General features: G+C 70.5%; 12 protein-coding genes, 2 tRNA genes, 1 pseudogene and 1 riboswitch. Of the genes and pseudogenes, 3 read left to right on the top strand and 12 right to left on the bottom strand.

Features of this window, described 5'->3' with window-relative positions; translation table 11 throughout:
• Positions 1 to 4: 4 nt before the first annotated feature.
• The 4 genes from ACZ5K7_RS18005 to ACZ5K7_RS17990 all read right to left on the bottom strand — a co-directional run bounded on the left by ACZ5K7_RS18005 (position 5) and on the right by ACZ5K7_RS17990 (position 4038).
• Positions 5 to 1051 (bottom strand): M23 family metallopeptidase, encoded by a 1047-nt coding sequence (locus tag ACZ5K7_RS18005; protein ID WP_468914479.1) that lies wholly within the window; start codon positions 1049 to 1051, stop codon positions 5 to 7.
• 9 nt (positions 1052 to 1060) lie between these two features.
• Positions 1061 to 1219: riboswitch (cyclic di-AMP (ydaO/yuaA leader) on the bottom strand.
• 267 nt (positions 1220 to 1486) lie between these two features.
• The gene (locus ACZ5K7_RS18000) at positions 1487 to 2596 is read right to left on the bottom strand and encodes a PP2C family protein-serine/threonine phosphatase (protein ID WP_468914477.1); all 1110 of its coding nucleotides are present in this window, start codon (positions 2594 to 2596) and stop codon (positions 1487 to 1489) included.
• A gap of 181 nt (positions 2597 to 2777) precedes the next feature.
• Positions 2778 to 2851 (bottom strand) — tRNA-Met (locus ACZ5K7_RS17995).
• Positions 2852 to 2907: 56 nt separating this feature from the next.
• Positions 2908 to 4038, bottom strand: a complete 1131-nt coding sequence (locus ACZ5K7_RS17990) for a dihydrofolate reductase family protein (protein WP_468914476.1) — start codon at positions 4036 to 4038, stop codon at positions 2908 to 2910.
• Positions 4039 to 4107: 69 nt separating this feature from the next.
• Here ACZ5K7_RS17990 and ACZ5K7_RS17985 point away from each other — a divergent pair, with 69 nt between their 5' ends.
• Both ACZ5K7_RS17985 and ACZ5K7_RS17980 read left to right on the top strand, forming a co-directional pair.
• On the top strand, positions 4108 to 4635 hold the full coding sequence (locus tag ACZ5K7_RS17985) for a MarR family winged helix-turn-helix transcriptional regulator (protein ID WP_351713562.1): 528 nt from the start codon (positions 4108 to 4110) through the stop codon (positions 4633 to 4635).
• Between the two features lie 148 nt (positions 4636 to 4783).
• On the top strand, positions 4784 to 5425 hold the full coding sequence (locus ACZ5K7_RS17980) for a GTP cyclohydrolase II (protein WP_351713560.1): 642 nt from the start codon (positions 4784 to 4786) through the stop codon (positions 5423 to 5425).
• Between the two features lie 213 nt (positions 5426 to 5638).
• Here ACZ5K7_RS17980 and ACZ5K7_RS17975 read toward each other — a convergent pair whose 3' ends face one another.
• Together ACZ5K7_RS17975 and ACZ5K7_RS17970 are read right to left on the bottom strand one after the other, a co-directional pair.
• The gene (locus tag ACZ5K7_RS17975) at positions 5639 to 6367 is read right to left on the bottom strand and encodes an SDR family oxidoreductase (protein ID WP_468914473.1); all 729 of its coding nucleotides are present in this window, start codon (positions 6365 to 6367) and stop codon (positions 5639 to 5641) included.
• A gap of 113 nt (positions 6368 to 6480) precedes the next feature.
• Positions 6481 to 7149 (bottom strand): nitroreductase, encoded by a 669-nt coding sequence (locus ACZ5K7_RS17970; protein WP_468914471.1) that lies wholly within the window; start codon positions 7147 to 7149, stop codon positions 6481 to 6483.
• Positions 7150 to 7292: 143 nt separating this feature from the next.
• On the opposite strand from ACZ5K7_RS17970, the pseudogene ACZ5K7_RS17965 reads away from it, so the two are divergent.
• Positions 7293 to 7460 (top strand): annotated as a pseudogene (locus ACZ5K7_RS17965) (NAD(P)H-dependent oxidoreductase); the annotation flags it as partial.
• 152 nt (positions 7461 to 7612) lie between these two features.
• Here ACZ5K7_RS17965 and ACZ5K7_RS17960 read toward each other — a convergent pair.
• The 6 genes from ACZ5K7_RS17960 to ACZ5K7_RS17935 all read right to left on the bottom strand — a co-directional run bounded on the left by ACZ5K7_RS17960 (position 7613) and on the right by ACZ5K7_RS17935 (position 14514).
• Positions 7613 to 8098, bottom strand: a complete 486-nt coding sequence (locus ACZ5K7_RS17960) for a MarR family winged helix-turn-helix transcriptional regulator (protein ID WP_468914469.1) — start codon at positions 8096 to 8098, stop codon at positions 7613 to 7615.
• A gap of 271 nt (positions 8099 to 8369) precedes the next feature.
• The gene (locus tag ACZ5K7_RS17955; RefSeq protein WP_468914467.1) at positions 8370 to 9665 is read right to left on the bottom strand and encodes a glycosyltransferase 87 family protein; all 1296 of its coding nucleotides are present in this window, start codon (positions 9663 to 9665) and stop codon (positions 8370 to 8372) included.
• 706 nt (positions 9666 to 10371) lie between these two features.
• Positions 10372 to 10938: an NADPH-dependent FMN reductase gene (locus tag ACZ5K7_RS17950; protein WP_351713550.1), complete on the bottom strand. Its 567-nt coding sequence runs from the start codon at positions 10936 to 10938 to the stop codon at positions 10372 to 10374.
• Positions 10939 to 11171: 233 nt separating this feature from the next.
• Entirely contained in the window at positions 11172 to 12395 is a 1224-nt protein-coding gene (locus ACZ5K7_RS17945; RefSeq protein WP_468914465.1) for an MFS transporter, read from the bottom strand.
• 433 nt (positions 12396 to 12828) lie between these two features.
• Positions 12829 to 12901, bottom strand: a tRNA-Lys gene (locus tag ACZ5K7_RS17940).
• A 98-nt stretch (positions 12902 to 12999) separates the two neighbouring features.
• Positions 13000 to 14514, bottom strand: coding sequence for an amino acid permease (locus tag ACZ5K7_RS17935; RefSeq protein WP_468914463.1), 1515 nt, complete (start codon positions 14512 to 14514; stop codon positions 13000 to 13002).
• Positions 14515 to 14578: the final 64 nt, after the last annotated feature.

Here is a 14578-nt window from a genome sequence, read left to right as displayed (position 1 = left end):
TCCGTCAGGGGTTGAGGCCCTTGCCGCGCAGCCAGGTCATCGGGTCGATGCCGGTGGCCTGGCCGCCGGGGTGGACCTCCAGGTGGAGGTGCGGGCCGGTGACGTTGCCGGTGGCGCCGACGCGGCCGATGACGTCACCGGTGGCGACCTTCTGGCCGACCTTGACGCCGATCGAGGACTGGTGGCAGAACCACAGCTCGGTGCCGTCGTCCAGGGTGATGATCGTGCGGTAGCCGTACGAGCCGGCCCAGCCGGCCTCCGTGACGGTGCCGCTGTGCACGGCCTTGATGATCGTGCCGGTGGGAGCGGCGAAGTCGAGCCCGGTGTGGTAGCCGGAGGCCCACATCGAGCCGGCCTGCCCGAAGGTGCCGGTGATCGTGTAGGAGACGACCGGCAGCGTGTACTGCTTGGCCAGCGCGGCGAGCCGCTTCTGTTCGGCCTGCGCCTTCTCGGCGGCCTGCGCCTGCTCCTTGGCGTCGGCGGCCTTGGCGGCCGCCGTCTGCTCCGCCTTGGCCTCCGCGTCGGAGACCGCCTTGTCGGCGGCGGCCACGGCCTTGGCGGTGGCCTTGACGTCGAGCTGGGTCTGCTGCTGCTCGGCCTGGGCGATGATCCGGCTGCGCAGCGCCTCACCGGCGTCGGCCGAGGAGGCGGAGGAGTCCGCGTCGGTGGCGTTCGTCGTCGTGGTGACGCTGCTGAGCGCGGTCTGGGTGGCGTGGTGGCCACCGCCCTCGCCGAGCAGGGAGCCGACGGAGGACGGCAGGTCGGGCAGGGAGATGGAGACCGGCGGCTTGCCGGTGTTGGCGCTGGCCATGCCGCCCGCGCCGACGGCGGCGATGACGCCGACGCCGAGGACCGTGGAGCTGCGGGCGAGCCCGCCGCCGCGCTGCTTGGCGACCCGGTGCCGGCCGCGTACCGGGGCGAGGGACTCCTCGGTGGGGTTCCACTCCTCCCAGGGGCCCTCGTCGGTGCGGTAGCCGCCATAGCCGAAGGTCTCGGGTTGACGCTGGCTGGGCACGAACGGGGCTGTCGGAGCAGGCCGGTTGGACGCCACGCGGGCGCACTCCTTTCCTTCCGCTGCCTACCGGGTTAGCTGACGGGTTCGGAGCGGGAAGGTCTCCTACGCGCGTATACCGGCCGTTTCGTACCCGGCGGTAGTTGTGCGATTCACCCCAAGGTGGTGGTTCCCCGGTTCCCTTGCGGGATTCGGCGCGTGCGCGCGGAGCCGTCGCGGGTGACGGCTGGGACGACCGCGCTGCGTTATCGAACGTTAATAGACCCGGCTGTCAGATTCCAAGCTGTTCGCCTTGATCATTAAGCTTTCAAAGCATGGACTTACCTGCCTGAACGGTCAAAAACGGTCGACTTGACTCTGTGTTCTGTCCAGCTCAGGAGTCACACGCGTTTTGATGGTGACTCAGCTGTTATGCGGAGGGCGCTCGTCCGTGCACCGAGGGTGACAATCCCCAGAACGGCCGCGTGATCGCGCTCAGGGCCGTCGTACGGCGAGCAGCGCCATGTCGTCCGTCATGCCGCCGCCGGTGTGCCTGCGCACCTCGGCCGCGAGCCGGGCCAGCAGCGCACCGGGGGCGGTGACGGCACGGCCGGCCAGCCGCCGCTCGGGGTCGTAGAACCGGCCGTGTGCGTCCCGCGCCTCGGAGAGGCCGTCGGTGTACAGCAGCAGCGTGGCCCCGCTCGGGAACGCGTGCTCGGCGGCCCGGTCCGGCCAGGCCCCCAACTCGGCCATCCCGAGCGGCAGTGCGGCCTCGGGCCCCCGTACCGGGCACACCGTGCCGTCGCCGTGCAGCAGCAGGGGCGGCGGATGGCCGCGGTTGACGACCCGGACCGTGCCGTCACCGCGCGGGAGTTCGGCGAGTACGGCGGTGGTGAACCCCTCGACCGCGTCGAGGCCGCCGCGCCGGACGCCCTCGCGGGCCAGCGCCCGCTCCAGCCGCCCCGCCACCGCCTCCAGCGTTGCCTCTTGCTCGGCGGCCTCCCGGAACGCGCCGATGACCACGGCGACGGCGGCGACCGCGCCCATACCCTTGCCGCGGACGTCGCCGACGACCAGCCGCACGCCGTACGGGGTGTCCTGGACCGCGTACAGGTCACCGCCGATGAAGGCGCCCTCCTGGGCCGCCTCGTAGCGGGCCGCGATCTCGAAGCCGCCGATCCGCTCGTCGGGCTCGGGCAGGACCGCCCGCTGGGCGGCCTCGGCGATCTCGCGGGCGGAGGCCAGACGCTGGTCACCGAGGCGCACGACCCGGTTGATGCCGGCCGCGAGGGCGGCGACGGTGACCACGGTGAGGACCTCGGTAACCATGTCGACGTTCGGGCCGAAGTCGAAGCGGGCGTGCACGGCGAAGGCGGCGAGGAAGGACGCGAGGCCGGTCAGGACGGTGGTGCGCAGCGAGGTGAGGGGCGCGGCGATCAGCGGGGCTGCCGTGAAGAACGGGACGGCCGTGAAGGCCCTCGGGGTGAGGACGTCGTAGCAGACCCCGGCGACGATCAGCAGGGCCGGCAGGAAGCAGGCCAGGGTGCGGACCGCTGCGGACCCGTCCTCCTGCGCCTCTCCAGGGGCCACGGTACGACTCCCCATATGTCCCAGGTGTCCAATGCGTGTCCGTCCAGGTTTGCGGTTGCGAGCGAGCGGCGGCGAGTGGTGTGGGCCGGGCGGATGAGTGCGGACGGATGTGACGAGGGACACGTGCCGGTATGGAACCCGGTATACGACTCAGGGCCGGAATCCTCGTTCTTGGATTCCGGCCCTGATTCTTCAGTAGCGGGGACAGGATTTGAACCTGCGACCTCTGGGTTATGAGCCCAGCGAGCTACCGAGCTGCTCCACCCCGCGTCGTTGACACCAGCATACGCCATCCGAAGGGGGAGAGTCACACGGGTTAAGAGAGGTCAGCCCAGCAGGTGCGCGTTCGGGGTCTTCGCCAGGTCCTCGTACTGGTCCAGCACCAGCACCGCCACCCCCGTCTCCCGCAGCATCCCCGTCCCGTCGGCCGCCTCGACGAAGGTGTCCGGCTCGCGCCACGCCGTGACCACCCGCCGTACCCCGGCCCGGAGGATCAGCTCGGCGCACGGGTGCGGCCGGGACGCGCGGTGGGTGCAGGGTTCGAGGCTGGTGTAGACGGTGGCCGTGGCCAGCCGGGGGTCGGCCGGGGGGATCTTGGCCAGGGCCGCCTCCTCCGCATGGACGACGGGGTCGCCGGCCTCCCGGGAGTGGCCGCGGGCCAGTTCGGTGCCGTCGGCCGCGACCACCACCGCGCCGACGCTGAACGCGGTCCGGGAGGGCGGGCAGTCCGCCGCCAGCTCGCAGGCGAGCCGCAGCCAGTGCCGGTCCGCGGCGGACGCCGACGCACCCGCGCCGGGCGCGGTGGGCTCGTACCGCATCAGGACGACGTCCTCGATACGGCGGCTCTCCAGCAGCCGCAGCCGCCCGGCCTGGTACCCGCCCGGACCGAACAGGCGCGGCGCCTTCGGGTCGCCGACGAAGAGCGGGGCCAGGACCAGCTGGAGTTCGTCGGCCAGGCCCTGCTGGAGGAGCTGGGTGTGGACGGTGCCGCCGCCCTCGACCATCAGCCGGCCGACCGCCCGCGTCTCGCGCAGGTCCGTCAGCAGCGCGGGCCAGTCGAGGTCGGCGCCGAGGGAGACGACGTCCGCGGCGACACCGAGGCCGCGGATCCGCGCCGCGCCCGTCTCCGTCGTGTACACGACCTTCTCGCCGCCGGTGTGCCAGAACTTCGCGTCCGGGTCGAGGTCTCCGGTCGCGGTGACCGTGACCTTGAGGGGGTACTCGGGCCTGCCCGCGGCGACCCGGGCCGCGCGCCGCCCGGTGTCGTTGACCAGGAGCCGCGGGTTGTCCGCGCGGATGGTGCCGGCGCCGATCAGGATCGCGTCGACACCGGCCCGTACCTCGTCGACGCGGTCGAAGTCGGCCGGGGACGAGAGCAGCAGCCGTTCGGGGCCGGTGTCGTCGAGGTAGCCGTCGAGGGAGACGGCGGCGGACAGCAGGACGTAGGGGTACGGCATCGGACGCGCTCACTCCCGGGGGCGACGGGCAGGCTTGGTTAAACTTTGAAACAAACCTACACTGGCGGCATGACGACTCGCTGGCTGACGCCGAAGGAGCAGAGCGCCTGGCGCGCCTACATCTCGGCGACGCACCTCCTGGACGACGCGATGGACCGGCAGCTCCAGCAGGACGCCGGCATGCCGCATCTGTACTACGGCATCCTCGTCAGTCTCTCCGAGGCGCCGGAGCACAAGCTGCGCATGACCGACCTCGCCGAGAAATCGAAGATCACCCGGAGCCGGCTGACGTACGCGGTGACCCGGCTGGAGAAGGACGGGCTGATCCGGCGCGAGGACTGCCAGTGGGACAGGCGCAGCAGCTTCGCGCTGCTGACCGAGGAGGGCCTGGCGGTGCTGGAGCGTGCCGCGCCGGGGCATGTGGAGACGGTACGGGCGGCGGTGTTCGACCATCTCTCCGCCGAGCAGGTGACCCAGCTGGAGGAGATCAGCTCGGTGATCGCGCGGGCGCTGGAGGGTGACGCGACGACCCCGCGGCCGACCTCCGACGAGGTTCCCTGGCGGCGGCGGTCGTCGCCCTGTTCCGGTCCTTCGTAAGGCCTCGGCCCGCCGTGACACCTCGTGGATATTCCCGCGAAATCCTGTTGCTTCAAATTTAAAACATGGATAGGGTTCCAGCCGTGGATCTGCTTCAAATCTGAAGCAGAGGCCGCTACCGTCCTCCACCCGGACACAGGAGAACCCGATGCCAGACTTCCCCGCCGCCACCCAGCGCGCCCGCGTCCGGGTTCCGCTGCGCTTCACCGACGGCTACAGCGTCAACGCCGAACTCGTCACTTTCCATGGCCTCACCGACGGCCAGGAACATGTGGCCGTCGTTCTCGGCGACCCCGCCCCCGGCGCGCTCCCGCTGGTCCGGCTGCACTCCGAGTGCCTGACCGGCGACGTCTTCGGCTCGGCCCGCTGCGACTGCGGACCCCAGCTGCGCGAGGCCGTCGAGCGCATCGCGGAGCGCGGTGGCATCCTGCTCTACCTGCGCCAGGAGGGGCGCGGCATCGGCCTCTACAACAAGCTCGACGCCTACGCCCTCCAGGACCAGGGCCTCGACACCTACGAGGCGAACGCCGCGCTCGGCCTCCCCGAGGACGGCCGCGACTACACCGCCGCCGCCCAGATGCTGACCGCTCTCGGCGTCACCGAGCTCGACCTGCTCTCCAACAACCCCGACAAGGCCGAGCAACTGCGCGACCTCGGCGTCACCGTCCGCGACCGCGTACCGACCGGCGTCTTCCGCACCGCGCACAACGTCCGCTACCTGCGCGCGAAGGTCCTGCACACCCAGCACACACTCCCGCTCGGCGAGCTGACGGAACTCAACGCGGGCTGAGGAACCGGGCGGGGGATGCGGGCAGGGACTCCGGGTGGAATCCCGGGCGGGACCCGGCACAGCCGCGCCGGATGCGCCGGGCGACGAGAGCGCAGTGGCATCCGGAACGGGAGTTCGGCGGCATCCGGCGACAGGAGCCCCCGTGGGCGGCCGGCCGGTCGGCGCGCGTTCCCGACGGCCTCTGCCACGAGGACCCCGGCGCACGTGAGCGGATCAGGAGAGCCAGTCGGTGTAGTGGGTGGGGGCGAGGTGGGCGTCCTTGTCGGTGAGGACGTCGCCCTTGACCGCCGCGAACATGCCGGCGGTGGGGTCGATGACGACGGTGCGGTTGTCACCCTGGTGGGACAGGGTGAGCCGGCCCAGCTCGTCCAGGGTGAAGATGTCGGGGCCGGCGATATTGCGGATGCCGTTGAGCGGGGGGCCCGCGGCGACCTCGGCGACCGCCGCGGCCACGTCCCCGGCGGCGATGGGCTGGATGGGCGTGGCCGGCAGCCGGACGGTGTCGGCGTCGGAGGTCCAGGACATGACGGCGTCCATGAACTCCATGAACTGCGTCGCCCGGACGATCGAGTAGGGGATCGGCCCGTCCGCGAGGAGGTGCTCCTGGAGCGTCTTGGCCCGGTAGTAGTCCATCTCCGGCACCTGGTCCACGCCGACGATCGAGAGGATGACGAAGTGGCCGACGCCGCCCCTGTGGGCCGCGGCCAGGAGGTTGTCCATCGAGGTCTGGAAGAAGGCCGGGGAGGCCTCGTCGAAGGTCGGGGAGTTCGTCAGGTTGACGACGACGTCGGCTCCCGCCAGCGCCTCGTCCAGTCCCTGGCCGCCGATGACGTCGACGCCGGTGGACTTCGAGTGCGGTACGGCCTCGTGCCCGGCGGCCGTCAGGTCCTTGACGACCTGCGATCCGATCAGTCCGGTACCGCCGATGACTGCGATCTTCATGGCGTGCCTTTCGCAGGGGTCCCGGGGGTCATGTACGGAAATATGCCATCCGAACGGTTACGTGGGCGGGGCAAGAAACCGCCCCCTCGCCGTCCATGGAGGTGGGTGCGGCGTCAGAGGCCGTCGATGAACGTGACCGTCTCGCCGAGCGGCGCCCGGCCCGTACGGGCGTGATCCACCGTGACGTCCTCGTACCCGATCGACATGCCGCAGAAGAGGACGAGTTCGTCCGGGGGCGACAGGACCTCCGCGACGGTCCGGTGGAACTTCGCCCAGGCCATCTGCGGACAGCTGTGCAGCCCTTCGGCGCGCAACAGCAGCATGACGGTCTGCAGGTACATGCCGGTGTCGGACCACTGGGGGCGGCCCAGGCCGCGGTCGAGGTAGCAGAACAGGGCCGCGGGCGCGCCGAAACACCGCCAGTTCGAGGAAGCGGCCCGCTGACGGGCCTCCAGGTCCTCGCGCGGGATACCGAGTGCGCCGTAGCGCTGCTCACCGAAGGCGGACCGGCGCTCGCGGTAGGGGGACTTCAGTACGGGCGGGTACTGCTGGTACTCGGGCTCGTCCCAGGGGTCGCCCGAGGCCAGGCGGGCGCCGGCGCGCTTCTTGATCTCCTCCAGTGGCGCGCCGGTCACCACGTACGCGTGCCATGGCTGGATGTTCGATCCCGACGGCGCCCAGGCCGCGGCGGACAGCACACGCTCCAGCATGCCCCTCGGGACAGGGCGGTCGGTGAACCCGCGCACCGCCCGCCGGCTCGTGACCGCCTCGTAGACGTCCATCGCCCGTCTCCATCACTCAACAGGTCTGGCCTTCACTTCACCAAGATGGTATCACTCGATACCATCTCGCTTGAAACCATCTCCCATGCCTGATCCTCGGCCCCCGGTTCCCCGCCTCGGGCCCCGCATCTCGGAGAACGTCCATGGCCACGCTGCTACACATCGACTCGTCCGTCTTCCCGGGCGAGGCGTCCTCGTCCCGTTCCGTCACGGCCGCCTTCCGCAGGACATGGGAGGAGCAGCACCCGGAGGGCACGGTGATCTACCGCGACCTCGCCACCGACCCCGTCCCGCACATCACCGCCGACGCCTGATCGCCGCCGTGTGACACCTCACCCGACCCGAGGACGCCACACGGCGATCCCGGCGCCGACACGACGGCCGACAACGGGAGCGCCGGGCACGGGAGCGCCGACAACGGGAGCGCGCGGCACGGGAGGGCCGGGCAGGAGCGCGGGAGGGCCTATCCCTTGTCGGCCGCGGGATGGGCAAGCCGGGTCAGCAGGTCCCTGAGCTGCTCGGCCTCGCCGGAACCCAGTTCGGCGGCAAGGCGTTCGGATAGCGGCTCCGCCGCCACGTGGGCGGCGTCGAAGAGCTCCAGCCCCTGAGGCGTGATCTCCACCTCCCGGACCCGCCGGTCCCCCGGAACGGCGTTGCGTACGGCCAGACCCTTCCGCTCCAGGTCATCCACGACCCGCATGATGCCGGCCTTGTCCGAACCTGTCGCCGCCGCCAGGTCCCGCTGCACCGTGGGCCCGCGATTGACGAGCACGATCAGCACCGCGAAGTGCCGCAGCTCGATACCGAACGGCCGAAGCGCCTCTCCCATCACCGCGGCCGCGTGCCAGTGCGCCCGGCGCAGCAGCAGGCCGAGAGCGAAGGGCGAGGTGTCCCCGGGGCGGTCCGTCGCACGAGAGGCGGTGGTTCGGGCAGGAACGTCGGCGGCCATGAGGTCAGACTACTTCAATCGATACGGTATCGCCTGAAACTAAACAGGGTTGCGGCTGCGTCGGGGCAACGCCGTAGGGCCGCGGCGTTGCCCCGCTGCGGCCCGGGCCGTCGCCGGTACCGCGGACCGACGGCGACCGGCGGCGGGGTCGGCCGGGGCAGCCGAGGCAGCCGGGGCGGCCTGGGACGGCACCACGGCCGAGCCTTCCGGCTGGAACAGCGGCGTTGCACGGAGGGCAGCGTTCCGCCCCGGTTGCGGTGCTGGACCTTCTTCAGCTTCTGATTGACCGGGCGGGCCGGACCCGCCGGTCGGCCGCTCGGTCCGGCCCCTGCGGCTGCCCGTCGGACACGCCCGCCGACAGAGCGGCGGCGAAGCGGGGCCAGGTCAGCAGGACGACCGGATAGATGGCGTAGCCGATACGGGTCGCCGGGGAGAGCACTATCGCCAGGGCCAGGCCGAGTGCCAGCCGGTCGGCGCCGGCCACGGCGCTTCGCGGCGGGCGGATCAGGAGCGAGAGGCCCACACCCGCGGCGCTCAGCGCGATGAATGCCACCGCGACCGCCTCGCCGTGCGGGACCAGGACAGCGATCAGATGCCCCAGCAACGGGCTCTGCGCGGACGACGCGACGGGGCCGAATCCCAACGGGTAGAGGACGACGTTGCGGTAGAAGGCATCGCTGTTCGCGAGGGCCACGGGCAGGACGGTGAACAGCGCGATGCCCACGGCTCCCGCCGCGCACTTGAGCGCGGCCCGCCGCCCGCCGCGCACCGCCAGCACGACGAGGAGCACCGGAATGGCCGGCCAGGCGGTCCACTTCAGCGCGGCCGCCGCGCCCAGGGCCAGCCCGGCCCGTCCGGCATCGCCTCGCTGGGTGAAGGCCAGGGCCAGGCAGATCAGTCCGACGACCGGCGGGTCCACACCACCGATGGTGAGCGGTAGCGCGACGACGGGACAGGCGATCAGCCACAACACGCCCGTCCCGCCGGTGACCCCGCGCGCGGTGCCTGCCGGGCCGGCGTCCGCGGCGCGGCCGTTGGTCAGCACCCGTATCGCGCCCGCCACGGCCGCCAGGAAACCGACGAGGAACCACAACCGGGCGCTGGTGAAAGGCGTGTCTCCGAACAGCATGTGCGGTATGCCGAGGAGCGCCATGCCGGGCAGGTAGGGATTGAAGTCCCGCACCACGTGCGGTGTGGAGTGGTACGGGCTTCCGGAGGCGAACAGCAGGTCGGCCGCCCGTTGCACGACGCCGACCTCCATCTGCTGCTTGCTGTTCACCGTCAGGTACAGCAGGGGTACGACGAGCGCACCGACGACCGCGACCACGGCGGGGGCCGGTGCCCACGGCGCGGACGACCTCGCCGCGATCAGGGCGGCACAGCCGTAACCGAGTGCGGCGGCCAGGCCCCATGCCTCCTGCGTGCTGTCGGCGGGCGACAGCAGACCCACCACGAGTGCGGACACGGCGCAGACCACCAGCGACGGCCAGTCCCACCGTCGCACGGCACGCGGCGACTTGCCGGTGGTCGTGGCGCCCGACTCTTCCGGATGAAGGGCAGTTGACATCAGGCACCGGTATTTCGTCGGCCGCGGACGCCGAGGTGCGCCGCACGATGCCGCTGTTGACGCGTACCGGATCTGTGGAGGCCGAGTGGAGGGGGGTTGTTGATCATGGAGGGACTATACATTTGACGTGTACGCGTCACATCCGGATATATCCATCCCGCCGCCTGCACGCGTTCTTCACCTCATGGGCGCGCCCGCGACCTCCGACTCCGCGAGGCAGCCGACCTGGAAGAGGGCGAAACCCGTCCCCGGGTTCCGTCCGACCGCCGCCATCCGCAGCCGCGGACACACCCGCGCACACGAACCCGAAAACGAAACAGCGCCCGACCCGACCGAAGCCGACTCAGGCGCTGCACAGCAGGTCAGGGATCACATCCCCCGCCCACCACCCGTAGGCCGGGTGGGACTCGACCCCACAACCAATGGATTACCAGGGTCGCCAGCCGGTGCAGTCGTCCGATCTCGGGCGGGAGGTCGGTAAGCCCGTTGTCCACGAGGATCAGCAATCAGCACCTGGAGGTCCGGGTCCTGCCAGACCGACGCGGGTACTTTTCCGAGCTGTTGACGCCACAGGTTCAGCGTGTGCGGCCCGGCGTGGTCCTTCCTCGATATGCCGGCGGACCGATGGTTCAGGCAAAGAATCGCAACAGGTGCGAACACACACCTGACGAGGACGAGCCGGAAGCCACCTGACCAGGACCAGGAGTCACGCCAGGTCTGCCACTGCGGCCTGTTCGCCGGCCGCCGCCAACAGGTTCAACACGTCGCCGAGTTGACGGCGGACCTCCGCGTCGTCGATGAGGCCGTCCGCGCCGACCGTCCGCCGGTCCACCGGGGCCTTCACGCAGGCCGACTCCACGATGTCGGCGCCGGTGTAGCCCAGAACCGCTCGTAGCGTGGCCTCCGCGCCCTGGCCGCGGGAGGGCGCCGCCGCGTTGACCCAGGCCACCGGCTTGTCGCAGATCTCGGTACCACCGACCGTCCAGTCCAGCAGGTTCTTGAACGAACCCGGCAGGGTTCCGGCGTACTCCGGGGTGCAGATCAGGATTCCGTGCGCCCCCTCGATCGCCGCCCGCAGCCGCGCCACAGGGGGCGGCAACGGGTCGGTGTCGTCGTCCGGGTTGAAGTGCGGAAGCTCCGCCAGACCGTCGTACATGACGGCACGCGCCTGCACCGACTGCGCCACGACCTGCGCGGTGCGCAGCACGGCCTCATTGGTGGAACCGGCGCGCAGACTCCCCGACAGCAACAGAATCACGGGCACAGCGGACATCTGCTCAACCTACCTTCCTGGTATTCCCATCGGCCAACAGCACTGCCCGACAAGGATGTTCACGACCGCGCCACGACCGCACAGCGGAAGCAGCAGTTGCTCCGCGGGCGGACTCGGGCACCCGCACTCGAAGGTGTACGACGGATCGCTGCCGCCTCACCGGCGAAGCCACTCTGAACTTGCGCCGGAACCTGCCCCGGGGCCAAACGCCCGCCACAGGACCAGATGCTCCGTCAGGTGGTGCTCCGCTCGGCTCCGCCTGTCGCCGGCGCGGACTTCGGCAGACGCGGAGCAAGTGCCAGCATGCCGGGAACCGTCACCAGAGCGAGCACCGCCAGGGTGACCCACGGAGCCGCGCTCGACACAGCGAACAGGAGCGAGAACAGCAGCGGGGCAACGACCGTGGCGATCGCGAAGGAGTACTGGAACACCGCGATGTAACGCCCGCGGATGTCAGCGGGCGCGGCATCGGCGGACAGCGCGTTCGACACGGGAGAGTGCACGAGCTGAGCCGCCGAGTAGCAGAGCACGGCCACGGTGAGACAGGGGACCCACCAAGCCCGCGGCAACGAGAGCGGTGCGGCCGTCAGGCACGCCCACGAAGCCCAGAGAGCTCCGGCCAGGCACAGCGACGTGTGCCTGGGCAGCGGTCGGATCAGGCGGACGACCGGTGTTTGGAGCACGGCCTGGACCACCGTGTTCATCGCCAGCAGCGGACCAACCGCCCAGGTCACGGCGGGTAGTCGACGGTCGATGAAGGGTGGGAAGGCGATACTGAGCATGACGTTGCACAGCGCGAACGCCGTGTTCAGCCCCACGAGCGCCAGGTAAGGACGATCGGCCCACAGCGTCCGGTAGCCGCGGTTGCTCGGCTCCGCGTCCCCCGGCTCCACACCACCTGCTCGGACAGGCAGAGCAGCGCTCCGCGGAACTCCCCACTCGAGCAACACGGCAGCCACCAGCAGCAGGCAGGCGCAGGCGCCGATCGCCCCGCGATACACCGTGCCCGACTTCACCGAGAGAGCGACGCCCGCGACCATGGCGCCCACTCCGTAGCCCGCCGCGCGCAGCGAGCCGATGATTCCGAACCACCGCTCGCGGGAGTGCCCACCGGGATCACGGTCGGACAGATTGCTGACGAGAGTGAAGGCCGAGGACCAGAAGGCCCGCTGCCCCAGTGACGCGACGGTCGCAGCCAGGAGGATCCCACCGCCGTCGCGGACCATGAGATACCCCAGGAAACCGACCGCCTGGAGGAGCTGCGCCACGAACACGACCGGCTTGGGTCCGAGCCGGTCGACAAGACCGCCGATCCACAGCGGCAGGGGAAGGGACAGCAGGCCGGCCGCGCTCAGCAGCGTCCCCACCCGCACCAGCGAGGCGCCCGAGCTCGCCGACAGATAGAGCATGGACAGCGGGACGAACAGTCCGTTCACCACCGAGTCGACCATCAGCACGAGGAAGAGCGCCGTCCCGGCCTTGTTACGTCGGGACCGCACCGGCTGTGGACCGGGTGAGCTCCGCCCCCGCACCAGCCCCCGCAATGTCCGCCTCCGCGTCAAGAATCCCCCTGGCCGCTTGGACTCCTATGCGGGACGGTCATCCACTCCGCCGCCACCCGAGCCTGCAGCCGAGACGGGCGTCCCGCGACAGGTGTATCCACGACCGTGAATCGAAAACCCCTCGGAATGGCGCACCGAGGAGGACGGCTCCTCCCTCCTCCTCCCCCCCCCCCCCCCCCCGAGAGTCGTCCATCACCCTGCGGGACCTGCGCCACGTCGCCGCATCGCTCACGCAAGGCCCCCGAAAACGAAGCAGCGCCCGACCCGACCGAAGTCGGTTCAGGCGCTGCACAGCAGGTCAGGGGTCACATCCCCCGCCCACCACCCGTAGGCCGTGTGGGACTCGAACCCACAACCAATGGATTAAAAGTCCACTGCTCTGCCAATTGAGCTAACGGCCCAGGCGATGTTGCCTCCCCGAGCATAGCCGGACGGAGCCGTGTCGCCGATCGGGTATCGGGGGTGCGGCCGCGTCGCGAGGCAGAAGTGGCCCGGAGCGTCAGAGATCGACCAGTTTGGCGGTGTCCTCCTGGCGTGCTCTGTCCGGGTGGAGGAACCAGTGCCGGGCCGAGACCTGCCACCAGATCGCGGCGAAGCCGAGGACCGCGAGGACGGCCACCGGGGCGTAGTTGAAGGACTTCCAGGTGACCGGGGAGACCTGCGGGAGCATGAAGAGGACGGTGATGACGCCGACCCAGGCCACCGAGATCACGCCGATCACCCCGGACCAGCGGCCCAGATGCCACGGCCCGCGTTCGAACGCGGCGCCCTTCCTGACCCGCAGCAGAGTCGGGATCACGTACGCCACGTACAGCCCGATCACCGCGATCGACGTCACGGCGGCGTAGGCCGTGTAGTTGATCAGGTACGGGAGGCCCAGGGCGAGCGCGGCGAAGGCCGCGAGCCAGACCGCCGCGACGGGGGTGCGGGTGCGCGGGCTGACCGTGTGCCAGACGCGGGAGAAGGGGAGCGCGCCGTCGCGGGAGAACGCGTAGATCATGCGGCTGTTGGCCGTCACCGAGGCCATTCCGCAGAAGAGTTGGGCGCCGATGACGACGAGGAGCAGGAGCTTGCCGGTCGTGGCGCCGAGCGCGTCCAGCAGGATCTGGGCCGGCGGTGCCCCCGTCGGGGACCCCAGTTCCTTGTCGTACGACTGGATGGCGAAGGTGAAGCCGAGGAGCAGGACGAAGCCGGCGATCCACGACGTCCAGATCGAACGGACGATGCCCCGCGGGCCCGCCGTCGACGCGTCGTGCGTCTCCTCCGTCATGTGCGCCGAGGCGTCGTACCCGGTGAAGGTGTACTGGGCCATCAGAAGGCCGAGCAGGACGACGTACGGGCCGCTGCTCCAGCCCGTCCTGTTCACGAACTCGGTGAAGACGAAGGACGCCGACTGGTGGTGGTCGGGGACGAAGGTCAGCGCGCCGACGATGACCGCGACACCGACGACGTGCCACCACACGCTCACGCTGTTGAGCAGCGCGACGATACGGACGCCGAAGGTGTTCAGCAGGCCGTGCAGGAGCAGGATCGCGGCGAAGAGGAGGATCGTGCGGCCCGGCGTCACCTTGAAGTCGAACTGCAGGTTCAGGTACGCGCCCAGGAAGGACGCGGCTCCGAAGTCGATGCCCGCGGTCACCGCGACCTGGCCGAGCACGTTGAACCAGCCCGTGAACCACGCCCAGGCGGCCGCGCTGCGGGGCGGGGCCAGGCGGTGGGCCCAGAAGTAGAGGCCCGCCGAGGTGGGATAGGCGGAGCAGATCTCGGCCATGGAGAGGCCTACGAAGAGGGTCATCAGGCCCACGGCCACCCAGCCCCAGGTGATCACCGCGGGACCGCCGGTGATCATGCCGAAGAGGTAGAGGGTGAGACAGCCGGAGAGGACCGAGATGATCGTGAAGGAGACCGCGTAGTTCGAGAAGGCCGACATACGGCGGGCCAGGACCTGGGTGTAGCCGAGCTGGGCCAGCCGCTCCTCGTCGGAGGTCGCTGTGCCTATCGCGTCATCTGTCATGCCCCCAGCGATTCCCTCGCCGGGGGCGTGACATGCGTCACAGCATGGCTGAAAACACTCTGGA

It is taken from the genome of Streptomyces sp. NPDC031497 (assembly GCF_055580905.1).
This window is presented reverse-complemented; position numbering and strand designations above follow the sequence as displayed.